The organism is Tepidamorphus sp. 3E244, from assembly GCF_046159835.1.
Classification (GTDB): domain Bacteria; phylum Pseudomonadota; class Alphaproteobacteria; order Rhizobiales; family Tepidamorphaceae; genus JACKJK01.
On record NZ_JBJXCY010000002.1, the window covers coordinates 45,464 to 70,260 of the forward strand.

20 protein-coding genes, 2 pseudogenes and 1 riboswitch are annotated in these 24,797 nt (G+C 64.4%); of the genes and pseudogenes, 12 read left to right on the plus strand and 10 right to left on the minus strand.

All coding sequences use genetic code 11. The features are described 5' to 3' along the window. Positions 1–2 precede the first annotated feature (2 nt). Positions 3–884, plus strand: coding sequence for a transglutaminase domain-containing protein (locus ACKTEK_RS09005; RefSeq protein ID WP_409164955.1), 882 nt, complete (start codon positions 3–5; stop codon positions 882–884). A 9-nt stretch (positions 885–893) separates the two neighbouring features. Here the strand turns inward: ACKTEK_RS09005 and ACKTEK_RS09010 are convergent, their stop codons facing one another. Further along, a complete protein-coding gene (locus ACKTEK_RS09010; protein ID WP_409164956.1) occupies positions 894–1,706 on the minus strand; it encodes an alpha/beta fold hydrolase in 813 nt (270 codons plus the stop codon). 212 nt (positions 1,707–1,918) lie between these two features. Here ACKTEK_RS09010 and ACKTEK_RS09015 point away from each other — a divergent pair, with 212 nt between their 5' ends. Both ACKTEK_RS09015 and ACKTEK_RS09020 read left to right on the plus strand, forming a co-directional pair. After that, positions 1,919–2,416, plus strand: coding sequence for a hypothetical protein (locus ACKTEK_RS09015; protein ID WP_409164957.1), 498 nt, complete (start codon positions 1,919–1,921; stop codon positions 2,414–2,416). Positions 2,417–2,418: 2 nt separating this feature from the next. Then, a complete protein-coding gene (locus tag ACKTEK_RS09020) occupies positions 2,419–4,707 on the plus strand; it encodes an efflux RND transporter permease subunit (protein WP_409164958.1) in 2,289 nt (762 codons plus the stop codon). Here ACKTEK_RS09020 and ACKTEK_RS09025 read toward each other — a convergent pair. The 3 genes from ACKTEK_RS09025 to ACKTEK_RS09035 all read right to left on the minus strand — a co-directional run bounded on the left by ACKTEK_RS09025 (position 4,701) and on the right by ACKTEK_RS09035 (position 9,948). Further along, positions 4,701–5,486: an NAD kinase gene (locus ACKTEK_RS09025; protein WP_409164959.1), complete on the minus strand. Its 786-nt coding sequence runs from the start codon at positions 5,484–5,486 to the stop codon at positions 4,701–4,703. The two genes, ACKTEK_RS09020 and ACKTEK_RS09025, sit on opposite strands and share 7 nt — an antisense overlap. 87 nt (positions 5,487–5,573) lie before the next feature. Then, positions 5,574–7,520, minus strand: a complete 1,947-nt coding sequence (locus ACKTEK_RS09030) for a TonB-dependent receptor plug domain-containing protein (RefSeq protein WP_409164960.1) — start codon at positions 7,518–7,520, stop codon at positions 5,574–5,576. A 176-nt stretch (positions 7,521–7,696) separates the two neighbouring features. Beyond that, positions 7,697–7,924: riboswitch (cobalamin riboswitch) on the minus strand. A gap of 17 nt (positions 7,925–7,941) precedes the next feature. Continuing rightward, a complete protein-coding gene (locus ACKTEK_RS09035) occupies positions 7,942–9,948 on the minus strand; it encodes a polysaccharide biosynthesis protein (protein WP_409166140.1) in 2,007 nt (668 codons plus the stop codon). A gap of 212 nt (positions 9,949–10,160) precedes the next feature. Between ACKTEK_RS09035 and ACKTEK_RS09040 the strand changes: the two genes are divergently transcribed. Next, on the plus strand, positions 10,161–10,592 hold the full coding sequence (locus ACKTEK_RS09040; RefSeq protein WP_409164961.1) for a DUF4864 domain-containing protein: 432 nt from the start codon (positions 10,161–10,163) through the stop codon (positions 10,590–10,592). Between the two features lie 39 nt (positions 10,593–10,631). Here ACKTEK_RS09040 and ACKTEK_RS09045 read toward each other — a convergent pair whose 3' ends face one another. Next, entirely contained in the window at positions 10,632–12,098 is a 1,467-nt protein-coding gene (locus ACKTEK_RS09045; RefSeq protein ID WP_409164962.1) for a protoglobin domain-containing protein, read from the minus strand. 369 nt (positions 12,099–12,467) lie between these two features. Between ACKTEK_RS09045 and ACKTEK_RS09050 the strand changes: the two are divergent. Beyond that, a pseudogene (locus tag ACKTEK_RS09050) lies at positions 12,468–12,965 on the plus strand (response regulator); the annotation flags it as partial. 236 nt (positions 12,966–13,201) lie between these two features. Further along, complete coding sequence (locus ACKTEK_RS09055; protein WP_409164963.1) at positions 13,202–13,768, plus strand: Hpt domain-containing protein; 567 nt, start codon at positions 13,202–13,204, stop codon at positions 13,766–13,768. 48 nt (positions 13,769–13,816) lie between these two features. Here the strand turns inward: ACKTEK_RS09055 and ACKTEK_RS09060 are convergent, their stop codons facing one another. Further along, the gene (locus tag ACKTEK_RS09060; RefSeq protein ID WP_409164964.1) at positions 13,817–14,959 is read right to left on the minus strand and encodes a DUF2336 domain-containing protein; all 1,143 of its coding nucleotides are present in this window, start codon (positions 14,957–14,959) and stop codon (positions 13,817–13,819) included. A 142-nt stretch (positions 14,960–15,101) separates the two neighbouring features. Then, complete coding sequence (locus ACKTEK_RS09065; protein WP_409164965.1) at positions 15,102–16,292, minus strand: transglycosylase SLT domain-containing protein; 1,191 nt, start codon at positions 16,290–16,292, stop codon at positions 15,102–15,104. 43 nt (positions 16,293–16,335) lie between these two features. On the opposite strand from ACKTEK_RS09065, the pseudogene ACKTEK_RS09070 reads away from it, so the two are divergent. Both ACKTEK_RS09070 and ACKTEK_RS09075 read left to right on the plus strand, forming a co-directional pair. Then, positions 16,336–16,818 (plus strand): annotated as a pseudogene (locus tag ACKTEK_RS09070) (MaoC family dehydratase); the annotation flags it as partial. A gap of 4 nt (positions 16,819–16,822) precedes the next feature. Further along, positions 16,823–17,689 (plus strand): HpcH/HpaI aldolase/citrate lyase family protein, encoded by an 867-nt coding sequence (locus ACKTEK_RS09075; RefSeq protein ID WP_409164966.1) that lies wholly within the window; start codon positions 16,823–16,825, stop codon positions 17,687–17,689. Positions 17,690–17,693: 4 nt separating this feature from the next. On the opposite strand, the gene ACKTEK_RS09080 is transcribed toward ACKTEK_RS09075, so the two are convergent. Then, positions 17,694–18,299: a flavin reductase family protein gene (locus ACKTEK_RS09080; RefSeq protein WP_409164967.1), complete on the minus strand. Its 606-nt coding sequence runs from the start codon at positions 18,297–18,299 to the stop codon at positions 17,694–17,696. Between the two features lie 37 nt (positions 18,300–18,336). Next, positions 18,337–18,918 (minus strand): nitroreductase, encoded by a 582-nt coding sequence (locus ACKTEK_RS09085; RefSeq protein ID WP_409164968.1) that lies wholly within the window; start codon positions 18,916–18,918, stop codon positions 18,337–18,339. A gap of 152 nt (positions 18,919–19,070) precedes the next feature. Here ACKTEK_RS09085 and ACKTEK_RS09090 point away from each other — a divergent pair, with 152 nt between their 5' ends. The 4 genes from ACKTEK_RS09090 to ACKTEK_RS09105 all read left to right on the plus strand — a co-directional run bounded on the left by ACKTEK_RS09090 (position 19,071) and on the right by ACKTEK_RS09105 (position 22,759). Next, a complete protein-coding gene (locus ACKTEK_RS09090) occupies positions 19,071–20,081 on the plus strand; it encodes a hypothetical protein (protein WP_409164969.1) in 1,011 nt (336 codons plus the stop codon). 150 nt (positions 20,082–20,231) lie between these two features. After that, positions 20,232–21,620, plus strand: coding sequence for a cytochrome ubiquinol oxidase subunit I (locus ACKTEK_RS09095; RefSeq protein WP_409164970.1), 1,389 nt, complete (start codon positions 20,232–20,234; stop codon positions 21,618–21,620). Positions 21,621–21,623: 3 nt separating this feature from the next. Beyond that, positions 21,624–22,631, plus strand: a complete 1,008-nt coding sequence (cydB, locus tag ACKTEK_RS09100; protein WP_409164971.1) for a cytochrome d ubiquinol oxidase subunit II — start codon at positions 21,624–21,626, stop codon at positions 22,629–22,631. Next, positions 22,628–22,759 (plus strand): DUF2474 domain-containing protein, encoded by a 132-nt coding sequence (locus tag ACKTEK_RS09105; RefSeq protein ID WP_409164972.1) that lies wholly within the window; start codon positions 22,628–22,630, stop codon positions 22,757–22,759. The genes cydB and ACKTEK_RS09105 overlap by 4 nt, the downstream gene beginning before the upstream one ends. A gap of 39 nt (positions 22,760–22,798) precedes the next feature. On the opposite strand, the gene thrS is transcribed toward ACKTEK_RS09105, so the two are convergent. Continuing rightward, positions 22,799–24,742 carry a threonine--tRNA ligase gene (thrS, locus tag ACKTEK_RS09110; protein WP_409164973.1) on the minus strand — a complete coding sequence of 648 codons (1,944 nt, stop codon included), beginning with the start codon at positions 24,740–24,742 and terminating at the stop codon, positions 22,799–22,801. Between the last annotated feature and the right edge of the window lie 55 nt (positions 24,743–24,797).

Below are 24,797 nucleotides of genomic sequence, written 5' to 3' on the forward strand. Positions count from 1 at the left end.
CAATGCTTTACGACATCGCCCTCACCATCTCATACACTTACCCCGCTGCCGCCGAGGCGAGCCGACACCTCGTGCGCCTGGCCCCTGCCGACCTGCCGAACGAGCAACGTCTGGTAGCCGGAACCATGACGGTGGAGCCCAAGCCCGACGAGTGGATCAACCGCCGCGACTTCTTCCGAAATACATGCGTGGAACTGGCCTTCGTCGCGCCGCAGAAGGAAATCGTCTTCTCGGTGAAATCGCGCGTCGAGCGCGGCGGCCCGCAGCGCAGCTTCGACATCTCGCCCCCGCTCTCACGCCTTGCCGGGGAAATCGCTTCGATCCGCTCCCTTGGCCCGTCCGAACCGACGCACTTCCTCGCCCCTTCAGCGCGCGTCAGCATCGAGCGTGAAACGACGACCTTTGCGCGCGAGGCAATCAATTCCGGCATGACGGCTTTCGAAGCCGTCGTCGCCATCGGTCGTGCACTGCACCACCTGATGGAGTTCGACGCCGAGGCAACGACCGTCCGCACGCCGATGCTGGAAGCCTTTCGACAGCGCGCCGGCGTCTGCCAGGACTTCGCGCACATCATGATCGCCTGTCTGCGCGGCGTCGGAATTCCGGCGGGCTATGTCAGCGGCTACCTGCGCACGATGCCACCTGCCGGCGAGGAACGCATGGAAGGGGCCGACGCGATGCACGCCTGGGTGCGCGCCTGGTGCGGGGCCGAAATGCGCTGGATCGAGTTCGATCCCACCAACGATTTGATCGTGGAAACCGGTCACGTCGTCGTCGCGCGCGGGCGCGACTACTCCGACGTGGCCCCCGTGCGCGGCATCATGCGCACGTCCGGGTCCCATCGCAGCACGCAAGCTGTGGACGTGGTTCCCGCGTCGGCCTGAGGCCCGAAATCAAGAGCGGAGGAAATCCACCAGCGCGGTGTTGAATTCGCGCGGGTGGGACACGTTGCAGCCATGTGGCGCGCCGGCCAGCACCAGCAACTTGCTGTTGGGGATCATCGCATGCGTCCGTTCGCCGGACCCCTTGATGGGAACGATCCCGTCGGAATCGCCATGCAGGACCAGCGTGTGCGCGACGACCTTCTTCAGGTCATCGCGGAAATCCGTCGTGCCGAAGGCTTCCATGCACCCGAGCGCGGCATCCTGGTCCGACTGCTTGCAAAGCTCGATTGTCTTCTGGCGCTCGGATTCCGACACCTTCAGCGCGTCATTGGCCGTGAAGAAATCCTTGGTGAACTGATCGAAGAACGCATCGCGGTCCGCCTTCAGGCCTGATTCCATCTCCTCGGCGGCCTCCCTTGTCAGCGGGCCGTCGGGGTTATCGTCCGAGCGCATCATGCAGGGCGGCACCGCCGAGGCGAAAACGAGCGAATGGATCCGGTCCTGCCCATGATCGCCGACGTAGCGCGCCACCTCGCCGCCACCCATGGAAAACCCGACGAGGGACACGTCGCGCAGGCCCTTGTCCTCGATGATCGAGAGCAGGTCGCCTGCAAGCGTCGAGTAGTCGAAACCGGAGGCCGGCTTGTCGGACCGGCCAAATCCGCGCCGGTCATAGGCGATGACGCGCAAGCCTGCATCGCGCAGTGCCGGCACCTGGTACTCCCAGGCTTTCGCTGAAAGCGGCCAGCCGTGGATCAGGATGACGGGACGACCGGTGCCGCCAGAATCTTCGACATGCAGGTTCACTTGCGCAGATGACATGGATGGGGGTCCTTCCTGGATGGAACCGCGCACTCTGGCGGGCGGTGCAGATCGTCGGCAGGTGCAACGCCGCCACGTCCGCCGGGTTCCCGCCCATTGCCTTTGTGATTTTGCGCGCCAGTTGCTTTCACCGAAGCGCGCGCAGCGCCATTGCAGCAAGTTTGCGTGGCGTGCTTTAAGACGCGTTGTCAAACCTTTGGAAAGTTCTCCCCATGCAGCGCCCCGCGCGACGCCTGAACCGCCTTGTCCTCTCCCTTTCGGCAATCCTGATCGCGGCCACGCAGTTTTCTGGTCCGGCATTCGCCGCGAACCCGTTCGACCCGTTCGTGGGTGAATGGCGCGGGGATGGTGTTGTCGTCACCGACGAGGGCGAACAGGCGGCTTTGCGCTGCACGGTCGAGTTCATCGACGAGAACGGCGAGCGCGCCAGTCAGGTGCTGCGCTGCGCGACCACGGGCGCGGTGCTGATAATCAATTCCAGCATGCGGATCGAATCCGGCTCCCTCGTCGGTAGCTGGAGCAACGACCGTGGCAATCGCGGCGGGCTGTCCGGTTCCATCGGCGATGGCGCGATCAACGTGCAGCTTGGCGGCGATGAAGTCGACGCGACCATGAGCACGGTGCGCGACGGCTGCCGCATGAACGTCTCCGTTGACGGCAAGCTTGCGGGCATCACCGACCTGAACATCAGCCTGGCCAACGGCTGCTGAGCGTGCGCGCGGCACATCGCTGTTTCAGTCTTGAAACGATCGGCCTGATTTCCGCGCGCTACCCGGCCATCATGCTGGCCGCCCTCGCCCTGGTCACGGTCCTCGCTGCGGCAGGCATTCCCCGCCTCGGCTTCGACAGCGAGATCCGCAACGTCTTCCAGGCCGACAACACCTCGAACGAGACGCTGGACCGCGAGCAGGACGCGTTTGGCGCTGCCGACAACGATCTTCTCGTCCTAGTGGAAGGCGAAGCGCTTTTTACCCCTGCGGGCCTGAAGGCATTCCGCGACTTTGCGCTGGATTCACAGCTGGTCTCCGGCGTCGCGAGCACCATCTCCATGTTCGCCATTCCCGGCGAACCCTCGGGCGCACAGCGCTCGGCAAGCCTGTTTCCGGTCGACCTCGCAAACGTGCCCGACATCGACGGGCTGAAGCGTACAGTCACCACGCACCCGCTCGCCGCCGACACGCTCATCTCCGATGACGGCGAAGCAGCACTCCTTGTGGTGACGCTTGCACCGACGGACGACCCGATCGATGCAAGCCTCGACGTCACAGGCGACCTGGACGATATCGCCCGCACGACGCTGGCGCAGGCGGGGCTGACACATGTCGTCACCGGCTTCCCGGCAATCCGCGCGACCGTTGTCGGCATCCTGACCGACGACCAGTTCGTCTTCCGCATCGCCGCTCTGGTCATAGCCATTCTTCTGGCGCTGGCCTTCTTCATGCACGCCGGATACCTCGTTCTCTCCGTGCTGCCGGTCGCCGTTTCCACCGTCTGGCTGCTGGGCGGCATGGGCTGGGCGCGCGAGGACATCACGGTTGTCACCAACGTCGTGCCGACGCTGGTGATGGTGGTGACCTTCTCCAACGCCGTGCACCTGCTGCTGGGCGTCCGTCGCGCCCGAATCGCCGGCGTTGAGAAGCACGCGGCCATCGAGGATGCCGTGCGCACGGTCGGCCCTGCCACGGTGATGACGGCGGTCACCACGGCCATCGCACTGCTTTCGCTTGCGCTGATCGACCGGCCCGCCATCGCCTCCTTCGGGATCGTCGGCGCGCTCGGCGCAACGGGCGGATGCCTCCTGGTCCTGACGCTCGTCCCGGCCCTTGCCACCTACCTGCTTGGGCCGACAAACCCCGAAGCCGAGTTGCGGCGGGCAAACAGCGGCTTGTCGGGTGTGGTGCGTCGCGCCGGGCAATGGACCGCGCGTTTCGTCGTGGTCCGCGCCGTGATACTGGCGACCCTCGGCGTGGTGCTGCTGCTCGTCAGTGCCTGGTTCTACTGGCTGAACGGTCCGCGCTTTCGCTACGGCGACAACCTGCCCGTCCATTCGGAAGTCTCGGTTGCCGCACGCGCCATCGACACTAGGCTCGCAGGCTCCAGCAGTCTCGACCTTCTCGTGACCTTGCCCGACGGCGTCGCAGCCAACACCACGCAGGCGCTAGACATTGCACGCGCGGCTGGCGATGTCCTGCGCGGGCATGAAGCGATCCGCTCGGTCTGGTCGCTGGACGTCGTCGCGGACTGGTACGCGCGCGGCAGCGGCAGCCGTGCCGACCTGCTGGCGGAAATCGGCTCAGCCCCGATGCTGGAGAGGCTCGCCAACGCCGAGCGCGGACTGTTGCTGGTTACCGGCCATATCCGCGACACGGAAGCGTCTGACCTGCTCGCACTGGCGGCGCGGATCGAACCGCAACTCGCCGAGCTGCGTGACAGGTTCCCCGGCGCGGCGTTCGAGCTGACCGGGACGGCGCTGCATACTGCGCGCTCGGCAACCCAGATGATCGACCTACTGAGCTGGAGCCTGCTGGCGGCCATCGCCATGATTATCGTACTGATCGGACTGTCGCTGCGCTCGCTCGCCTACGGCGCGCTGACGATCCTGCCGAACCTGCTGCCGATCGGCGCGGCGGGGACGTATCTCTACCTCACCGGCCAGCAGCTACAGTTCACGTCGATCATCATTTTCACGATCAGCTTCGGCATCGCAGTCGACAGCACGATCCACATTCTCAACCACCACCGCGCGCGCCGCAGCACCTTCACCGACGGTCAGAAGGCGGTCGAGGCGACGATTGCGACGCTCACCCCTGCCCTCGTGCTGGCAACGCTGGCGCTCATGGGCGGTGCGGTGACGATGCTCAGCCCGCTGCCCATGTCGCAGCTTTACGGCGAGTTGATCGTGATCGTGCTGGTCGCAGCCCTCGCCGGTGATCTGGTCTTCCTGCCGGCGCTTCTGGCGCTGTTCGAGCGCTGGAAGGCCCGCGCGACCGCTGCTCAGTAGCCGAACTGCTCGGCGAGGATGCGCTCGTCGAGATTGTGCCCCGGATCGAACAGCATCAGCGCGGAGCTGTCCGCATCCTCCTCGATCTCGATCTTCACCACATCGCGGATCTCGTAATGGTCGGCGACGGCCGACACCGGCCGCTTGCGCGCTTCCAGCACGTCGATGGTGATGTGCGCACGGCTCGGCAACAACGCGCCGCGCCAGCGCCTTGGCCGGAACGGGGAGATCGGCGTCAGCGCCAGAAGCCGCGCCTCGATGGGAATGATCGGCCCCTGGGCGGAGAGGTTGTAGGCGGTCGAGCCGGCGGGCGTCGCGACCAGCAACCCGTCACAGATGAGTTCCTCCAGCCGCACCTTCCCGTCAATGGAGATGCGCAGCTTGGCCGCCTGGTGGATTTCGCGCAGCATCGAGACCTCGTTGATCGCGAGGGCCTCGTGCATGTCGCCGTCCATGGTGGTGGCCTTCAGCCGCAACGGACGGATGGGCGTATCGTGCGCCTTGCGCAACCGTTCCGTCAGACCCTCCTCGGCATATTCGTTCATCAGGAAGCCGACGGACCCCCGGTTCATGCCGTAGATCGGTTTGCCGGTATTCATGAACCGGTGCAGGCATTGCAGCATCAAACCGTCGCCACCGAGCGCGACGATGATGTCGGCGCTCTCCGGCTCGACCGTCTCGTAGAGCGCGGAGAGCCGCGCACGCGCATCCACCGCCTCATCCGAGTCGGCTGCGATCAATGCAATCGTTTTTGCCTTGCTGGTGACGTCGTCGTTCAAGCTGCCCCTCCTGGCACGTGCGCGCAGACTATATCCGCGCGCACGCCGATTTGAAGTGGGGGCAAGGTCGCCTTTTGCCTGACGGGACTATTCGCCGCCGAGCGTCAGCACCAGGCCCGCATAGGCCGAGATGCCCGGTGCCCGGTAGGACCACACCTCCTCGTAGTCCTCGTCGAGCAGGTTCTCGACCCGGACATAGGCTTGGGCGAACGGGTTCAGCTGGTAGGCCGCGCGCGCATTGACGAGGAAGTAGTCGTCGAGGCTCACCGTCTGGAACGTGGCGAAGTTGGTGTCCCGCGTGTCCGCGTTCATCACGGCACTGAGCGTCAGCGTGCCGCGATCCTGCGCGAAGCGGGCCGTGGCATCCACGCGCCCGGCGTGACGCGGACGGCGCAGCTCCGTCGAACCATTGGCATCGGTCGAGTCCAGGTAGGTGTAGGTCGCCGTCAGGTCGAACCATGAAAGCGGCGACCATGCCGCGCTGACCTCGACGCCCTGCCGGTGGCTGGTGCCATCGGCGTTTGCGACCGTCACGACCGGGAAACCGGAGAAATCGTTGACGATCTCGTCTTCCAGCGTGCTCTGGAAATAGGTCACGTCGACCACCAGCAGCCCGTCATAGAACGACTTTTCGATGCCGACATCCCAGCTGGTCGACGATTCCGGCGTGAGATTCGGATTGCCGACGAAGGTCGTCGGATCGTAGCCGAACTGCTCGATGAGCGTGGGGTTGGTGACGCCGGTACCGACACTGGCGTGCAGGCGCGCGCCGTAATTCGCAAGACGGTAGGAGCCCGCCAGCCGGAACGTGGTCGCATCGTCGAAGGCGCCGTTGTTGTCGTCATGTCGAACGGCTGCAGACAGCGACAGGTGATCGAACAAGTCCACCTGATATTCTCCCGCGAACGACAGCACCTCACGCTCCTTATGCGCGAGCTGGGCGGGCGTGGCGAATGTCGTGAAGTCGGTGAACCTGATGCCTTCGGTGCGGTGGCGCACATAGCCGGTCAGGCGGTGGCTGGCGCCGAACATGTCCGGCGTGTCGTGTCGCAGGGTCGTCTTGTAGAACAGGTCCGTGCGGTCTTCGAGCAGGCCCGTATTGCCGAAGTCGACATCGATACCGCGCGATTCGATCTCGCTGTAGATCGCCCCGCCCTCGTAGCTCAACGCCCCGTCGAAGAAAGACCCGCTGGCCACGATCCGGCCGTGGATCTCCTCCAGTTCGGACGCGTTCGGGCGTTCGACGAGGAAATCGACAGGCTGTCCGTCGGTTTCGGTGCGGCGATCGACGAAGCGCAGGTTGGCCGCGATGTTGAAGTGTTCGGAAATGTCCACGCCACCCTTGGCTGTCAGGGTCAGGTTGTCGGCGCCGTCCTTCTCGTCGCCGAAGCGCGAGGCGTTGAAACCATCGGTGTCGTACCCGGTCACGGAGACCGCTCCGAAGAACGCGCCCTGCTGCCCGCCGGCGCTCAGGTGCCCGGCGGCAGACGCCGGCGTACCACCTTCAACGACGGCTCGCACACGCGGCGCGCCACGGCCCGGATAGGTCTGGATGTTGATGACACCGGCATGGGCGTTCGAGCCGTAGATGCCCGACTGTGCACCGCGAATGATTTCGATGCGCTCGATCTCGGCGGCCAGAAGACCGCCGAAATCATACTCGCCGTCACCCGGACGATTGGCCTCGATGCCGTCGATCAGCACCAGCGTGTGGTTGGCTTCCGCGCCACGAATGCGCACCTGCGTCAGCGAGCCCTGCGGGCCGGACTGCGAGACCGAGACACCCGGCAGTGAGCGGAGGGCTTCGGTCGCCAAAACCACGCCCTGGTTGCGCAGGTCTTCGCTTGTCACCACCGTGACAGCGCTCCCGACCCGCTCGGACGGCGTTTCCTCGAAGCTCGATCCGACGATGATGTCCGGTAGCAGCGTCGCCCCTTCCGACACCGACGGAAAAGCTGAAAGTGCGAGTGCGGCGATGGAAACACCGCCAAGAATGATGGGCCGCGAAATGCGGTCTGCGCGCGGGAAGTTCATGCCCCGTCCCCCTGTATGCGACACCGCGTCCCCACGCGGTATCATCTGCAACTCGGGGCAGATGCGATCCGAGAACGGCACGCAATCGGGGCGCGCCGCCGGGTGCGCAAAGCCCCTGCGGATCACCACTACGGAGAGGGAAGGACCACTCTTCGCTCGTGCGCACCCCGCACACGAAACGGGTGACACGACGAGGCCGGTCTCCTGGCTCGCGGGTCAGCGCCCCACACCGCCTTCCCGGCCCATTGCAGGCCAGTGGCATCGTGGTTGGGGCTCGCCGCATACAGTTGCGGGGGCAGCCGCGGCTTTGCACGGGCGAACCGTACTTACCGCTGTTCCCTTGGCGAAGAACGATGATGACGGGAATACTCCCCGCCAGACGAACTGCGCCGCGCCTTGTCGATAAATGAATTGTTAAGGTTCAGGCCGCCGGTCGGTCAACCGGATTCCCGTCCGATTCCGTTTCATCTGCGACATGTGTCGCTTCTGCATCATCGGCCGGCATGGCCACGCCCTCCCCGTACTCGGGGACGATGATGCCGAGACGGTCGCGAAGCTTCGCCTTGTCGAGGCTCGAGAAATTCTCGGCGAGATCGGCAAATGCCGAAAGCGCCAGGTCGGAGCTGATGGCCCGCGGATTGGCAAGGAAGATGCCGTCCACTTCGGTCTCCAGAAGGTCTTCCTGCCGGGCAAACAGCGTCTCGCGGAGTCGCTCGCCCTCACGCAGTCCGATGAACTCGATGCGGATGTCCTTGCCCGGCTCCTGGCCCGCAAGCCGGACCATGCGTTCCGCCAGGTCGACGATCTTGATCGGTTCGCCCATGTCGAGCACGAGGATCGAGGGCTTGGACGACGTGCTGATGCAGTGCGCAGACCCCAGCAGCACGAGGCTGACGGCCTCCGACACCGTCATGAAGTAGCGCTCCATGTCCGGATGGGTCACGGTCACCGGTCCGCCCATGGCAATCTGCTCGTTGAACAGCGGCACGACCGAACCGCTGGTTCCCAGCACGTTGCCGAAGCGCACGGATATGAACCGCGTGATGGCCTTGTCGCCGCTGTTCGTCGTCACCTCGCCGCGCGAGATGCGCTCGCCAACGGCCCCGCAGTAGATCTCGGCTGCGCGCTTGGTCGCACCCATCACCGACACGGGATAGACGGCCTTGTCGCTGGAAATCAGCACGAAGGCCTGCGCCCCGGCCACCACGGCGGCATCGGCCACGTTGCGGGTGCCCAGCACGTTCGTCTGGATCGCCTCGCGCGGCTGGTGCTCGAGCATCGGCACGTGTTTGTAGGCCGCCGCGTGGAAAACGATGTCCGGCCGGAAGTCCTCGATGCGGCAGGTCACGACGTCGCGCTGGCGGATATCGCAAAGCACCGGATCAAGCGCCAGCGTCGCATGCTGGCCATTGAGGCGCTGCTTCACGCCATAGAGAGCGAACTCCGAATTTTCGAGGATCATCAGCCGCTCGCAGCCCAGCCGCGCCACCTGCCGGCAAATTTCCGCGCCGATGCTGCCGCCGCCGCCTGTCACGACAACGCGCCGGCCCGAAATCAGCCGCCGCATCGGTTCAAGGTCGATGTCGCGTGCCTTGCGCCCGACGACATCCTCGATACGTACCGGCTCGAACCGCGACAGGTACCCCGCCTTGCGGCCCGTATCGCCGAGGTGTTGCGGACGTTCTACGGTCAGCCCCATGCGGCGCGCCCGGCCGATCACATCCTCGATCGACTTGTGGCTGTCGAGAACATCGGCGCACACAATGACACCGCGAATGCGCACGGTCTTGGCTTCAAGATCACGCACCACCTCTTCCAGCTGGTCGAGCGTGCCAAGCACCGGAACGCCGCGAATGACCTGCCCCACATGGGCGCGGCGATGCGACAGCACGCCCACGGCAAAGAAGCTCTCGCGTGCCGCCGTCTCGATGGAGCGGATCACGACCTCCGCGTCGGTCCCGGCGCCGAGGATCAGCATCGGGGCGGCAGTCTCCGCCTTCACGGACAAGGCGCGGGCGACCCGCTGGTCGCGATAGATACGGTAGATGAGGCGTGACCCGCCAAGCGCGGCACACTGCGCCAGCCAGTACACGGCAACGACCGTGCGCGGGACGAGCAGCGTATCGCGCGCGACGAAGTCGGCAATGATCAAACCGACGGAAAGAATAGTGACGGCCTTGAGGATGGCGGTGAGGTCGGGGATCGAGGCGAACCGCCAGATGCCGCGATAAAGGCCGACGAGGTGGTAGACCATCGCTGCCGCCGGCACGAGAATCGCCATCGCGATCATCAGGTGCACGGACGCGTTGTCCCAGACACCGGTCTGGTAGCGAATGTAATAGGCAAACGAGATCGCCAGAATGGTCGCGATCATATCGTGGACGAAGGCGAGCGCACGCCTTGTATTGCCCGACAGGCTATTGAGCATCGTCACCGACATTGCGCGTGGTCACCCCCTTGGATCCGCTTCTTCACGGCCAGAACCCAGCCACTATCACGATCTGGACAGCGCAATCAAAACGCCACCGTTCCTCGCATCGTCACGTTTTCTTACTGCGACCATGAACCGAAATGCGCGTGGTGTCGTTTAAGTGAGACACCGGACGTTACGGCAACGACCGGCAGCGGAAGGATGGCACCATGCCCCACTCTTCAAGACCGCTCGCCCGCTACGCGCTCGTCGCGCTGTTTCTTGCCGCCGCTCTTGTGGCTCCGCAGGCAGCCCGCGCATCCCAGGACGAAGTGCAGTCGGTCATCACCCGCCAGATCGAGAGTTTCATCGGCGGTGACTTTGAGACCGCCTACAGCTTTGCGGCACCAAACGTGAAGGCGGCCTATCCCAGCGCCCGCATCTTCTCGCTGATGGTGAAACAGGGCTACGCGCCGGTTTTCAGCCCCCAGTCATACCGATTCGGTCCCTACGAGGACGCCGGCAACATGTATATCCAGCGGGTTGAAGTGATCGGTCCGGATGGTCATTTCTACACCGCCGACTACACCGTGAAAAAGTTTGGCGACGCGTACCTGATAACCGGCTGCTTCATACGCAAGGCGACGGGCATCTCGCTCTAGATACCCATCGCCCGCGCGGAAAGCGCTGGTGATCTGTGGTCAGGCTGCGGCGCTGTCGTCCTCGGCGTGTGTATGGTCTTCATTGTGTGAAGCGCGGCGGCGGTCGACACCGTCCCACGGTTCCTTCCTGGCGTCATCGGCATCGAGTATCTCGTTCACCGCATCCAGGAAGCGCCCGAACTCGGCTTCCATGTGCCTTGCCTGATCGCTGATTTCTCCGGAGGTTGCACCAACTTCGGTGCCCGCCTGCTGCGTGGATTCGGCTGCCTTGCGCACCGTGGTGATGTCGGTTGCGACCTGCGAGGAGTGCGACGCGGCAGACTGGGTGCTCTCGGCAATTTCCTGCGTTGCCGCCCCCTGCTCTTCCACCGCCGACGCAATGGCCGTCGCGGCATTCGAAACGTCGCTGATCGTGTCGGCAATCTTTCCGATGCTTCCCACCGCCTTGTCCGTCGCAGACTGGATCTGCACGATCTTGCTGCTGATCTCGTCGGTTGCCTTGGCCGTCTGGCCTGCGAGGTTCTTCACCTCGCTGGCGACCACGGCGAACCCGCGCCCGGCTTCACCGGCACGCGCTGCCTCGATGGTGGCGTTCAGCGCAAGCAGGTTCGTCTGGTTTGCGATGTCGGTGATGATCTTGATGACGTCACCGATTTCCTGCGCCGCGACCGACAGATGCTCCACCGCCTGCTGGGTCGAGCGGGTCTGGTCGAGCGCCTGTGCAGCCGTCTGGGCGGAGATTTCCGCCTGGCCGCCGATTTCCTTGATCGAGGCCGACAATTCCTCCGTCGCAGAGGCGCTGGACTGTGCGCTGGCGCTGGTCTGCTCGGCTGCATGGGCGACGAGGTCGGCACGCTCCAGCGCGTCCGCTGCCGAGGTCTTCAGCCGCTCGGCACAATCGACGAGCGCGTCGGACGCGGTCTGCGAGTTTTCCAGCGCCGTCGTCATCATCGTGCGGAAGCTGTCGATGGCGCCACCGAGCAGATTGCCCTTGCGGGCGCTGTCGGCGAGCATTGCCTCGAAATAGACCGAGAGCGCGGCATCCATGTCGACGAACACCGCCTTCTGGATCGCGCACAGGTATTCCGCGGCCTTCTCGGTGTCCCCGGGATATTGCCGGGAGATGACATCGGTCAGCGCATTCAGAACGAACAGGTAGCCGCCGATATACCACTTCGGATCCAGCCCGATGCGATGGTGGGCGCTGCCCACTGCCTGCACGGAGCGCCCGTATTCATCGTCGAACCCTGCATCGAACAGCATCGACCAGTGGCGCGACTGGGCCTGCTTCAGTTGAGACTGCCGGCTGCCGATCAGCTGCTTGAGCGCCGGGACGGTGCGCACGTGGTCATAGAATTCATCAAGGATCGCGGGCAGTTCGCCGCGCACGGTCGGCCAGATGTCGCGCAGGTGCTGGCGCGTGGTCTTGTCGATCCGGTTGAAATCGGCGCGGTCCGTGAAACGGTGCCGTTGATCGGTCTTGGACAGTTCGAAGTCGTCGATCATCTTTCCCTCGGTTCTAGAGCGAAAAACAGGAATGTCTGTTCATGTCCGGGGGAGAGGAAGTTCGTGACGTCGCGGCGTTTCTGGCGCTGCGAAATGCCCCCTCGACCGGGTGCCTTATTGCAGCGCAACGGCGCTTAACGATTGAATAACGCTAACAAGTCATTTCGCCAATTCAGCGAATTATCCGCTGAATATTATCTGTAAGAACACCTAATATTCGAAACAACCTATACTTCCGCAGAGGAAGTTCTGCTATCCGGCATTGCACCCCGCAAACGCTTTGTTCATTTGATGGGGGCTAAGCTGGCATCAGCCGGTGCGGCCCGGGCCGTACCCGTTGATACGCACAAGGTTTTCGACAGCTCGCTTATGGAAAAGATCGATTTCAGCCGCGTCTCGGTGCTGGTCATCGACGACAACATGCACATGCGCAAGATCGTGCGCACGCTCCTGATGGCATTTGGCATCCGCCAGGTCCAGGAAGCGGAAGATGGTGCCGCCGGCCTCGAAGCCTTCGAGCAGATGAATCCCGACATCATCATCGCCGACTGGGTGATGCCGATCATCGACGGGCTGGAAATGGTCCAGATGATCCGCCGCCCGGATTCGAGCATCAACCCGTTCGTGCCGATCATCATGCTGACGGGCCACGCCGAGAAGCGCCGCGTCGTGCAGGCGCGCGATGCCGGTGTGCACGAATTCCTCTGCAAGCCGATTTCCGCGCGCGCGCTCTACCTGCGCCTCTACAGCGTGATCGCGCACCCGCGCCCCTTCGTGAAGACCACGACCTATTTCGGCCCCGACCGCCGCCGCTACGACAACCCGCTCTACAAGGGCAGCGAGCGGCGCGAGAAGAGCTCGGTGATGGATTTCACCCAGGAGCCGGAAGACACGAACCAGATCGACTTCGATGCCATCGGAGACGACGAGCCGGCCGACACCAACCAGATCGATTTCGACGCCATCGGCGAAGACGAACCTGCCGATACCAACCAGATCGACTTCGATGCCATCGGCGCGGACGAACCCGAAGACACGAACCAGATCGACTTCGACGCGATCGATGCGGGCGAAGAAAAACAAGAAAACGAGAAGGTGGCGGTATGAGTGCACAGGACGGGAAGATGGAAGACGAAATTCTCGAAACGATTCAGCCGCCCCGCACGATGCGCCATCTTGTCTCCGGCAAGAAGAGCGGCTCGGGCCCGGCGATCGATCTCGATGCCATCGAGCGCGCCGACCAGGCGATGGAGAAACTCTCGGTTTCCTTCAACATCTGGATCGAGGAAGAAGTCGAGAAACTGCGCGAGGCGCACCAGGAAACCATTGTCAGCGGCATGGAAGGTGACGCGCGCGAAGCCCTGTTTCGCTCGGCGCACGATCTGCGTGGCGAAGCCCGCACCCTCGGATACCCGCTTTTGGGCCAGGCTGCCGGCACGCTCGCCGACCTATTGTCCATGATGCCGGAAGAAGCAGAGATCCCGCCCGCGCTGGTCGAAGGCCACGTTCAGGCCATTCACGCCATGTTGCGCGAGGACGCCAAGGGCGAGGACAACAAGATCGCCATCGAGCTTGTCAATTGCCTGCGTGAAGCGGCCAACCAGTTGCTGGAAGCCAACGGCGCATTCGATGACCCGGACGAGGAAGACGGCCAGGTCAGCGCGGCCTGAAGCAGATTGACGACGTCCCGCTAAACCCGTTGATCGCCTGATCGCAGATCACGCGGCGCGGAAATATCCGCCGGTCGCCTCGCGTGCTTCCGCGCGCGCCTCGTCGGCTGCAAGTCGCGTCAGCAACGCGTAGAACGCATCGACTTCACCGCCACAAACCGTCTCATAGCGCGTCAGCACGCGTTCGACCATGCGGCGGCCGGCTGTGAGCTGTTCCTGCTGGTTGTCGAGCGGCCCCATTTCGAACAGCACGTCGAGCGCTGCCCACAGCGCCCCTGCTCCATCCGCCGGAAGCCCCGTCTTGCGATAGATCGAACGGAACCCGTCGCCACTGCGGTCGCCCAGCAGGCTCACCACGCGTTTGCGCGGCACCCGGCTCAAGCTCGCGATGGCGGACACGAAGAATGTCATCTGGCCGCGCACCAGCGCGCGCAGCATCAGCGTGACGGTCAATTCCTTCTTGGCATGAAGCTCGGCGACGATCGCGTCCGTGTCGGCGCAATCGGGAACGTCGGCGACGTGCAGCACGGCGCGTTCCTGCACCTCGTTCATCAGGCGAGACGTGCGATCGCCGGTCAGCCAGCCACGCTCGGCAATCATCGTGCCGAGCGCTTCGGACAACCCGCCAAGCAGGCGATGACGCATCATGGGAGAAAGATCGGACCGGGCCAGCAAGGCACTGCGCAGCCGTGCATCGTCACGGTGACGCTCGACCATGCGGGCCAGAGAGGAGCGCGCGACCTGCGCGCTCGAATTCGAAAGAAGCACGAGAGCGGACGGCACCCCGCCGATTTCGGCAAGAGCCGCCGCAAGCGGAACGCCGATATCCTTGCGGCGCGCGATGGCGACCCTGTGGCCCTCCTCGCCCGCACCGCACATGTCGACGAGCCAGCCTTCGCTGAGCGCGGGGCTGCGTGACAGGACCGGGGCAGCGACCTCGCTGATATCCTCGCAAAGCGCCAGCAGGATCGGTTGCGGCGCATGGAAGCTGTCGGCGAAGCTTTCAGCCAGCGCCTTGCGCACGCGCGGTGCCGGATCGTCCAGCACGGCGAGCATCGCGGTCAGCACCTGCGCGCGCTTCGTCTCGTCGAGCTCCTTGGTGAGGTAAAGGTCTGCAAGAGCACTGACGACATCGGCCCGCTCGGCTGCTGACCCCTGCTCCAGACGCGACAGAAAACGACGCACATACATGACAACCGCACTCACTGTGACACTGCCGGAAGGCCGGCGACTGTCGGTGATTGTGCGGTCAAGGGTTTAAGGAAAGGTTCACCATGAATGCGCGTGTGAGCGGCAATTTTTCTGCCCGTTTAACGCAGAATCAACTGATGGATCAGGCGCTTCGGGAAAGCCCGAAGAAGGTCGCGATCCCATTGAGGAAGCTCGTGAACCCGCCGGGATTGGCAGGCTTGGCAGCAGCGACTGGGGCTTGCGGCTGGGAACGTGCGGGCGTCTCGATGGCACGCGAACGGCCTCCCATGCCGGTGTCGATGGCCGCCGCGTCGGACGCGCCACGCTGGGTGCGGCGGATGCTGGCGACAGCTTCCATGCGGATCTGGCCGGGTGCAGCCTCCGCCGCCTCCACGGACGCAGATTTGCTCACCGGCGTCTCGACGATGGGCATGCTGGCGCTGCCAGCGGGCGTAGCGAAGAGCGACATCGTGTCGATGCCGGTTTGCGCGGCGGGTGTCAGCCCGGACGTGTCACCTGGCTTGAACATGCCGTTGAAGAACCCGGCCTGTCCTTTCGAGGCCGGCACGACCGGTCGCGTCCCGCCGGTCTCGGCAATCTCGATCAGCTTCGGGCTGGATGCGCCGGGATGGGCGGCAACCGCGGGTGTCGAGGTCTTGTCATGCTTCGCGATCAGATTGGCGTAGACGTCTTCCACGCTGCGTGCCACGCCGCGCTTGTAGAAGATCGGCCGGTTGGCTTTGGCCGCAGCCGGGAAATGGTTCGCTGCGACGTCATTGGGCCGCGTTTCAGCGAGGTTGATCAGCTTGGCCGCGCCGCCTGCGCCCAGAAAATGCGCGATGTAGAGTTCGCCGCCGTTGGGTTCACGCCCGATGGCCTTTTCCAGATATTCGGCGTTGTCCTCGGTGAAGGCACCGGCCATCAGTGCGGCAACGTTCGGATCGCTGCGCAGGGAAAGGATGTGGCTGCGCATGTCCGGGTCGGATACGCGGAAGCGCCCGCGCCCGGTGGATTGGATGGCAGCGGCTTCCTCGTTTAGGCCGAACCGTTCGCCGTTCTCGCGCATCACGCCGAACCAGGTCGATTCGATGAACTGGAACAGCCCGGTCGCGCTGGATGTGCGCGCCTTGGCGGAGGGGTCGAACGCGCTCTCGCGCTGCGCCGTCTTCACGAGGTAGTCGAAACCGATGCCCGTGCGCTCGCTGGCATTCGACAGGGCCGAGAGAACCCGATCCGATATTGTCTGCTGTGCCGCGATCTTCATGCTGTGCCTTGAAGCATTGCGCCGGATGGCGATTGTCGCCAGCCTGCCTGACAGGCGCGTACCGAGCATCTTTAAGCTTGCGAAACTATGGTAAACGAACCGTTAACGAGAGCCGCACAACAGGGGGAAAACCGCGATGCAGGGCCTGTATTTCGAACAGTTCGAGGTGGGTGGCACCATCCATCACGCGCTGCGCCGCACGGTGACCGAGATGGACAACACCATGTTCTCCTGCCTCACCCACAATCCGCAGCCGCTGCACATCGACCACGCCTTCGCCGCAACCACCGAATGGGGCAAGCCGCTGGTCAATTCGCTGTTCACGCTGGGCTTGATGATCGGCATTTCCGTCAACGACACGACGCTCGGCACCACGATTGCCAATCTTGGCATGACGGACGTGCGCTTCCCCGCCCCCGTCTTCCACGGCGACACGATCCGCGTTGAAACCGAGATAAAGGACAAACGGGAATCGCGTTCGCGCGGCGACGCCGGCATCGTCACCTTCGAGCACCGCGCCTACAACCAGAACGGCACGCTCGTCGCCATCTGCCAGCGGCAGGCTTTCATGCGCCGCCAGCCGCAGGAGGCCTGAACCCATGCGCTCCATGCTGTTCGTGCCGGGTGACAGCCCGCGCAAGATGGAAAAGGCGCTGTCGAGCGGTGCTGATGCGCTGATCCTCGATCTCGAGGATTCCGTCTCCCAGTCCGGAAAGTCGGAGGCGCGCAAGCTGACCGCGCAATTCCTCGCCGACACGGCAGGAAGCGCCGATACCCCTGCCCTGATGGTGCGCGTCAACGCCCTCGACACGGGGATGACGGTCGAGGACGTCGATGCCGTCATCTCCGCGAAGCCACAGGCCATCGTCCTGCCCAAGGCGGAGGGTGGCGCGACGGTGCAGGAACTGCACGTCGCCATGTCGGTCGCCGAAGCGCGCGCCGGCATCGCGGACGGCACCACGGACATTCACGCCATCGCAACGGAAACCGCGCGCGGCATCTTCACGCTCGGCACCTATGGTCATTGCAGCACGCGGCTGAAGGGGCTGGCGTGGGGCGCGGAAGACCTGTCGGCCGATATCGGCGCGGAAACCAACCGCACCGCCGACGGCGCGACCGAGCCATTCCGCTTTGCCCGGTCCATGCTGCTCTTTGGCGCGGCGGACGCGGGCGTCGCGGCCATCGACACGGTTCACGTCAATTTCCGCAACCTCGATGACCTGCGCGCCGAGTGCGTGGAAGCACGCCGCGACGGGTTCACGGCGAAGATGGCGATCCATCCTGCGCAGGTGCCGATCATCAATGAGGTTTTCACCCCGTCCGAGGAAGACATCGCCTTCGCGCGGCAGGTGGTGCAGGCCTTCGCGCAGGATGAAAGCGTCGGCGTCGTCGCCATTGACGGGCGCATGTACGACCGCCCGCACCTGCGCCGCGCCGAACGACTGCTGGCGCGGGCGCGACCCTAACCGGTCAGTTGCCGCCTGGTCGCGTCATCTGGAACAGTTCCCGAACCACGCAGTAGTCGCGGTAGCCAAGACGCGCCAGCGGCTGTGCGCGGGTGATGTCGACCATCCCGTCCTCGATCAGGCTGTCGTCGATATGGATGCCGACCACCGCGCCGAACACGGTGCTGGCAGTGACCTCCACACCGTCGACGGGATCGAAGTTCACCGTCTTCAGGTAGCGGCATTCGAGAGCCACCGGCGATTCCTTGACGCGCGGCGCGTCCACCATTTCGCAATCGACGGGCGTCAGGCCGGCCAGCTCGAACTCGCTGATGCCGCTGTCGGTGGGCGCAGACGACTCGTTCATCTGGTCGCGCAGGTCCCACGTGGCCAGCGAACAGGAAAACGCTCCGGTCTCCTCGATATTGGCAATGGAATCCTTGTAGCCCTCGGACGCGAACCCGACGATGGTCGGATGCGTCGAAAAGGCATTGAAGAAGCTGTAGGGCGCGAGGTTGAGCACCCCGGACTTGCTCTTCGAGCCGATCCAGCCGATTGGGCGCGGCGCGATCAGCGCCTTGACCGGGTCGTGCTTCAGTCCATGGTCGCGCTTCACGGCATCGTAGAACATGTCGTTGTCTCCAGGTTTCTTGTTGTCTCGAAGCAGTTCAGCCGGCCCAGACCTGCGTCAGCGCGGCAATGTCCGGCCGTTCGCGGTCGGTCTGCGGGTTGTCGTTCGTGCCGATGTGAATGAAGCCGGCGATTTTTTCACCTGGCTCCAGATTGAACAGGTCGCGCGCGTTTTCGTCGAGCGAGGCCCAGCCCGTCAGCCACTGTGCGCTGTATCCCAACGCGTTTGCCGCGTGGATCAGGTTCAGGCACACCGCACCTGCAGACAGAAACTGTTCCCATTCCGGCACTTTCGGGCTGTCCACCGGCGAACTTACCACCGCGACGTGAACCGGGCTCGAGGTCAGCGCTTCGCGGTCCTTCGCCAGGCGTTCCTCGGCCACATCCGGCTCGCGCTCCTTGCGCAGCGCCGAAACGCGGTCGGCAAGTGCCTCGCGCGCATCCGCCGCAACCACGATGAACCGCCATGGCGCAAGCTTGCCGTGATCGGGCACACGGGCGGCGATGGTCAGCATTTGCGCCAGCTCGTCGCCGCTCGGACCGGGTTCACCCATCAGGCGCGCGGGAACGGAGCGACGCGCCTCAAGATAGCCTACAAGTTCGGGAAAGGATTCAGACATGATCTTGATCTAGCATCCGCTGTGGGCCTACGACAGATGCCGTTAAGTCCGCTTGATTATAAATTGCGTGACCGGGGACGTAGCGCCAGCCCGCCGTGCGGCAAGCGCGCATCATCGCCCCTTGCAACGAACAGTGTGTCCCCGATCCGATGATGAACCGTTACCTCCCCCTCCTCGCCTCGTTTGCGCTCTGCCTCGCGCTGCTCGTGCCATCGCTTGCGGTGGCGCAGTCGGCGGATGACACGGTGCGCGCCGTCGGCGAGATGCTGCAGGGCGTGATGGGCAACAGTGACGATACCGCTACCGAGCCCGAGGAAGACCCCGGCAACGCCGATGGCGAGGTCTCGGGTCCGGCAGACTCCTCGAACGTGCCGGCCGCGCAGGTCCCGAGTGCCGATGCGCCGCCGGTGCCCGGCAGGCTCTACGCGCGGCTCACGAAGGATGAAGGCGCACTGGGCTCCGGCGTGCGCTGGCGCGTCTACAGCGCCAAGCCGGAAGCCGATGGCAGCTACCGCACCATCGCGGCCTCCGACGAACCGCAGCCGGTGATCTCCGTGGTGCCGGGCGAATACGTCGCCGTCGCGGTGTTCGGCCATGCGGTCGCCTCGCGCAAGCTCACCGTCGAGAGCACCCCGTTCCGGGAAGCCGTGACGCTCAACGCCGGCGGCCTGCGCCTCACCTCGCTGAAGGCCGATGGCTCGTCGCTGTCGGCGCGCGCCGTGAAGCTGGCGGTCTATTCCGCCGAGCAGGACGAGTTCGGACAGCGCAAGCTGATCGTCGACAACGCCCAGCCCGGCCGCGTGATCGTGCTGAACGCCGGCAGCTACCATATCGTCAGCCAGTACGGCGATGCGAATTCCGCCGTGCAGGACAACGTGAAGGTCGAGCCGGCGCAGCTCACCGACGCCCGCATTTCCCACAATGCCGCGCAGATCACCTTCAAGCTGGTCAACGAGACCGGCGGCGAAGCGCTGGCGAACACCTCGTGGAGCATCCGCACTCCGGCGGGCGACGTGGTCAAGGAAAGCTTCGGCGCATTTCCCACACACATTCTGGCCGCCGGCGACTACTCGGTGATTGCCCGCCACGAAGACCGCATCTTCAACCGCGAGTTTTCCGTCGCGCCGGGCCTGTCACAGGAAGTCGAGGTCGTCGCACAGTAGTGCGAAGGCCACTCGGCCGGAGCGCCATTGGTCGCACCCCGCCCTCTCGACAGCCGCAACCGAACCGTGTTCGACTTCTCCGGTCTGTGAAATCCGGCGATAGCTTGCTGACGTAACGCGTGCTGACACCGGAGTGCTGGGGAGGCCGGAATGCCCGATCTTGGCGACGCACTGATCCTCGCGCGCATCCAGTTCGCGTTCACCGTCAGCTTCCACTTCATCTTCCCGGCCTTTTCCATCGGGCTGGCCAGCTACCTCGCCGTACTCAACTTGCTGAACTACGTCACCGGCGAAGCCCGCTACATCGAGCTGTTTCGCTACTGGGTGAAGATCTTCGCGGTCGCCTTCGCCATGGGCGTCGTCTCCGGCATCGTCATGTCGTACCAGTTCGGCACCAACTGGTCGGTCTTCTCAGACAGGGCCGGCCCCGTCGTCGGCCCGCTAATGGCCTACGAGGTGCTGACGGCGTTTTTCCTGGAGGCAGGCTTCCTCGGCGTGGTGCTGTTCGGGCGCGACCGGGTGGGACCGGGCCTGCACCTGGCCGCCACCATCCTCGTTGCAGCGGGAACCGCGGTTTCCGCCTTCTGGATCCTGAGCGTCAATTCGTGGATGCACACGCCGACCGGCTACGAAATTGCCGAAAACGGCCAGTTCCTGCCGGTTGGAAGCTGGTGGGACATCGTCTTCAATCCGAGCTTCCCCTACCGCCTTCTGCACACCGTCACCGCCGCCTACCTGACGACAGCGCTGGTCGTCGGCGGGGTCGGCGCCTACCACCTGCTGCGCGACAGCGGCAACCGCCACGCCCGCACGATGTTCTCCATGGCGATGTGGATGGCGGCCATCGTCGCGCCGATCCAGATTTTCCTCGGCGATTTGCACGGTCTCAACACGCTGGAGCACCAGCCGGTGAAGGTCATGGCCATGGAAGGCCATTTCGACAGCCACCCGGACGGCGCGCCGCTCATCGTGTTCGGCCTGCCCGACCAGGAGGAAAAGACCGTTCATTGGTCGATCGAGATCCCGAAGCTCTCCTCGCTGATCCTCAAGCATGACGCCAACGCCCCGCTGAACGGCCTCGATACGGTGGACGATGCCGACGAACCGCCCGTCGCCATCGTCTTCTGGTCGTTCCGCATCATGGTCGGGCTTGGCTTCCTGATGGCGCTGCTCGGCGCGGTCAGCCTGTTCGCGCGTCTGCGCGGGACGCTGTTCGAATGGCCCCTGCTGCACCGCTTCGCGATTGGGATGGGGCCAAGCGGCTTCGTCGCCGTGATTGCCGGTTGGGTCACGACGGAGGTCGGCCGCCAACCCTGGGTGATCCACGGGTTGCTGCGCACCGCGGACGCCGTTTCCCCCATCGACGCACCCGCCCTCACCGCTTCGCTGCTTGCGTTCATCGTGGTCTATACCGGCGCGTTCGGCACCGGCACCTGGTACATCCTGCGGCTCATGTCGAAGATCCCCGGCACCACGACCTCCGATCCGGAAGACGAAGCGCCCGGCATCGCCGTCGCGCCGCAGCAGAAGGGGGCCTGAGCCATGGAAGTCAATTTCGACCTGACGCTGATCTGGGCCTTCCTCATCGCCTTCGCGATCTACGCCTATGTCGCGCTCGACGGGTTCGACCTCGGCATCGGCATCCTGTTTCCCTTCTTCCCCGTCGGCGCGGACCGCGACCAGGCGATGAATTCCGTCGCGCCGGTCTGGGATGGCAACGAGACGTGGCTGGTGCTCGGCGGCGGCGGGCTGTTTGCCGCCTTCCCGCTCGCCTACGCGATCCTGATGACGGCGTTCTACCCGCCCATCATCGTCATGCTGCTGGCGCTGGTGTTTCGCGGGGTCGCCTTCGAATTTCGCTGGCGCGACCCCGGCCACCGCCGCTTCTGGGACGCGGCCTTCTGCGGCGGCTCGTTCGTTGCCGCGCTCATGCAGGGCATCGTGCTTGGCGCCATGCTGCAGGGCGTCGAGGTCGAGGGCCGTACATATGCCGGCGGCTGGTTCGACTGGCTCACGCCCTTCTCCATCATGACCGGCATCAGCGTCGTCATCGGCTATGCGCTGCTCGGTGCGACGTGGCTGCTGTGGAAGACCGAAGGCGAGGCGCAGGAAATCGCGCGGCGCTTTGCCTGGTACGGCTTTGTCGGAACGGTCGGAGCGATTGGTGCCGTCAGCCTCGCGACGCTGTTCCTCGATCACACCTACTACGAGAAGTGGTTCGCCTTTCCCGGCGTCATCTACACGGCGCAGGTGCCGCTAGTGACGGCGATCCTGTGCTTCGGGTTCCTGCAATCTATGCGTGGCGGGCGGGAAGTCTGGCCCTTCATCATCTCGCAGGTGTTGTTCCTGGTAACGCTGATCGGGCTTGGAATCAGCATCTTCCCATACGCCGTGCCCGTTGCGCTGACGATCTGGGACGTGGCCGCTCCGGAAAAGAGCCAGATATTCATGCTGGTCGGGGCCGGAACCATGGTGCCGATCATCCTCGCCTACACCGTCTATGCCTATTGGGTGTTCCGCGGGAAGGTCGGCCACGAAGGCTACCATTGAGCGGGGAAGCCGGCGCAACGCCGCGCCCGCTCTGGAAGCGGCTTGGCTGGATGGCGCTGATCTGGGCGGCAAGCGTCGCCGCGCTTGGTGCTGTCGCCATGGTCATCCGCTGGGCGCTGATCCCGTGACGAAAAAGGCCGGCGCGAACGCCGGCCTCGTAATCCTTGTTACTCCGCAGCCGCAGCCATCTGCGCGCCGGAATCCGGCGCGACGGCCTCGGCCTTCAGCTGCTCGACGATCTCGTCCAGCGAAACGGTCGTCTGGTCGCGCGACCCGAGCCGGCGCACGGACACCGTCCGCTCCTCCGCCTCGCGCTTGCCGACGACGAGCAGCACCGGAACCTTGGCGTGGGAATGCTCACGCACCTTGTAGTTGATCTTCTCGTTGCGAAGATCGGTCTCGGCGCGAAGCCCCGCCGCATCGAGCGTGCGCTGGACTTCCTGCGCGTAGTCGTCGGCTTCCGACACGATGGTCGCGACCACCGCCTGCGTCGGCGCGATCCACAGCGGGAAGAGCCCGGCATAGTGCTCGATCAGGATGCCGGTGAAGCGCTCCAGCGAGCCGAACATCGCCCGATGCAGCATGACCGGAACGTGCCGGTCGCCGTCCTGGCCGATGTAGAACGCGCCAAGCCGCCCAGGCAGGTTGAAGTCGACCTGCAAGGTGCCGCACTGCCAGTCACGCCCGATGGCATCGCGCAACACGTATTCGAGCTTTGGCCCGTAGAAAGCCCCCTCGCCCGGATTGAGCGTCCACTCGTGGCCGGTGACGTCTATGGCGTGGCGAAGAGCTGCTTCCGCCTGGTCCCAGATATCGTCGGACCCGACGCGCTTTTCAGGCCGGTCGGAGAACTTGATGCGCACGTCCTCGAACCCGAAATCCTTGTAGATCGACAGGATCAGGTTGTGGACGCGCAGGCACTCGTCGGTGATCTGCTCTTCGGTGCAGAAGATGTGCGCATCGTCCTGCGTGAAGTGCCGAACGCGCATAAGCCCGTGCAGTGCGCCCGACGGCTCGTAGCGATGCACCTTGCCGAACTCGGCGATCTTCAGCGGCAGGTCGCGGTAGCTCTTCAGCCCGTTGCGGAAGATCTGGACGTGGCCGGGACAGTTCATCGGCTTGCAGCAATAGACGCGCTCGTCAGGCGTCTCGGTCACATACATGTTCTCGCCGAACTTCTCCCAGTGGCCGGACTGCTCCCACAGGCCCTTGTCCATCATGTCAGGGCTGTTCACCTCCAGGTAGCCGGCCTCGTGCTGGCGGCGGCGCATGTAGCCGATCAGCTGCTGGAACATGGTCCAGCCCTTGGCGTGCCAGAAGACGGCGCCCGGCGCCTCTTCCTGGAAATGGTAGAGGTCCATCTCGCGGCCGAGCCGGCGATGGTCGCGCTTCTCCGCCTCCTCCAGCATGTGCAGGTAGGCGTCGAGGTCGTCTTTCTTGGCCCAGGCAGTGCCGTAGATGCGCGTCAGCATCTCGCGGTTGGAATCGCCGCGCCAATAGGCACCCGCCACCTTCATCAGCTTGAAGGCATCGCCGATCTTGCCCGTGGAGGTCATGTGCGGACCACGGCACAGGTCGAGCCACTCGCCTTGGCGGTAGATCTTCAGGTCCTGGTCCTCGGGGATCGCATCAATCAGTTCGACCTTGTAGCGCTCGCCCGCCTCAGTGAAGTGCGCCTTCGCCTCGTCGCGCGTCCACACCTCCTTGGTGAAGGGGGCGTCGCGCTTGATGATCTCGCGCATCTTCGCCTCGATCTTCTCAAGGTCCTCGGTCGTGAACGGCTCGTTGCGCGCGAAGTCGTAGTAGAACCCGTTCTCGATCACGGGTCCGATGGTGACCTGCGTGCCGGGAAACAGCTCCTGCACGGCCTCGGCCATGACGTGCGCGGCATCGTGGCGGATCAGTTCAAGGGCTGCCTCATCGTCGCGGGTGACGATACGAACCGTCGCGTCCCGGTCGATCGGGTCGGCGAGGTCGCGCAATTCGCCGTCCACGGCGACTGCAACCGCCTTCTTGGCCAGCGACTTGGCAATGGAACCGGCAATGTCGGCACCGCTCACGCCAGCGTCATACTCGCGCGCGTTGCCGTCGGGAAATGTGATGGTGATCATGTCGGAACTCCTCCGGCTCAACTCCTGCACACCAAGCAGGTAAGCATCAGGAAAC

What these genes read in the sequence shown, in the direction of transcription:
- ACKTEK_RS09005 (WP_409164955.1), top strand. Translation starts at nt 3, where the DNA reads ATGCTTTACGACATCGCCCTCACCATCTCATACACTTACCCCGCTGCC.
- ACKTEK_RS09010 (WP_409164956.1), bottom strand. Translation starts at nt 1,706, where the DNA reads ATGTCATCTGCGCAAGTGAACCTGCATGTCGAAGATTCTGGCGGCACC.
- ACKTEK_RS09015 (WP_409164957.1), top strand. Translation starts at nt 1,919, where the DNA reads ATGCAGCGCCCCGCGCGACGCCTGAACCGCCTTGTCCTCTCCCTTTCG.
- ACKTEK_RS09030 (WP_409164960.1), bottom strand. Translation starts at nt 7,520, where the DNA reads ATGAACTTCCCGCGCGCAGACCGCATTTCGCGGCCCATCATTCTTGGC.
- ACKTEK_RS09035 (WP_409166140.1), bottom strand. Translation starts at nt 9,948, where the DNA reads ATGCTCAATAGCCTGTCGGGCAATACAAGGCGTGCGCTCGCCTTCGTC.
- ACKTEK_RS09040 (WP_409164961.1), top strand. Translation starts at nt 10,161, where the DNA reads ATGCCCCACTCTTCAAGACCGCTCGCCCGCTACGCGCTCGTCGCGCTG.
- ACKTEK_RS09045 (WP_409164962.1), bottom strand. Translation starts at nt 12,098, where the DNA reads ATGATCGACGACTTCGAACTGTCCAAGACCGATCAACGGCACCGTTTC.
- ACKTEK_RS09055 (WP_409164963.1), top strand. Translation starts at nt 13,202, where the DNA reads ATGAGTGCACAGGACGGGAAGATGGAAGACGAAATTCTCGAAACGATT.
- ACKTEK_RS09060 (WP_409164964.1), bottom strand. Translation starts at nt 14,959, where the DNA reads ATGTATGTGCGTCGTTTTCTGTCGCGTCTGGAGCAGGGGTCAGCAGCC.
- ACKTEK_RS09065 (WP_409164965.1), bottom strand. Translation starts at nt 16,292, where the DNA reads ATGCTCGGTACGCGCCTGTCAGGCAGGCTGGCGACAATCGCCATCCGG.
- ACKTEK_RS09075 (WP_409164966.1), top strand. Translation starts at nt 16,823, where the DNA reads ATGCGCTCCATGCTGTTCGTGCCGGGTGACAGCCCGCGCAAGATGGAA.
- ACKTEK_RS09080 (WP_409164967.1), bottom strand. Translation starts at nt 18,299, where the DNA reads ATGTTCTACGATGCCGTGAAGCGCGACCATGGACTGAAGCACGACCCG.
- ACKTEK_RS09085 (WP_409164968.1), bottom strand. Translation starts at nt 18,918, where the DNA reads ATGTCTGAATCCTTTCCCGAACTTGTAGGCTATCTTGAGGCGCGTCGC.
- ACKTEK_RS09090 (WP_409164969.1), top strand. Translation starts at nt 19,071, where the DNA reads ATGAACCGTTACCTCCCCCTCCTCGCCTCGTTTGCGCTCTGCCTCGCG.
- ACKTEK_RS09095 (WP_409164970.1), top strand. Translation starts at nt 20,232, where the DNA reads ATGCCCGATCTTGGCGACGCACTGATCCTCGCGCGCATCCAGTTCGCG.
- cydB (WP_409164971.1), top strand. Translation starts at nt 21,624, where the DNA reads ATGGAAGTCAATTTCGACCTGACGCTGATCTGGGCCTTCCTCATCGCC.
- thrS (WP_409164973.1), bottom strand. Translation starts at nt 24,742, where the DNA reads ATGATCACCATCACATTTCCCGACGGCAACGCGCGCGAGTATGACGCT.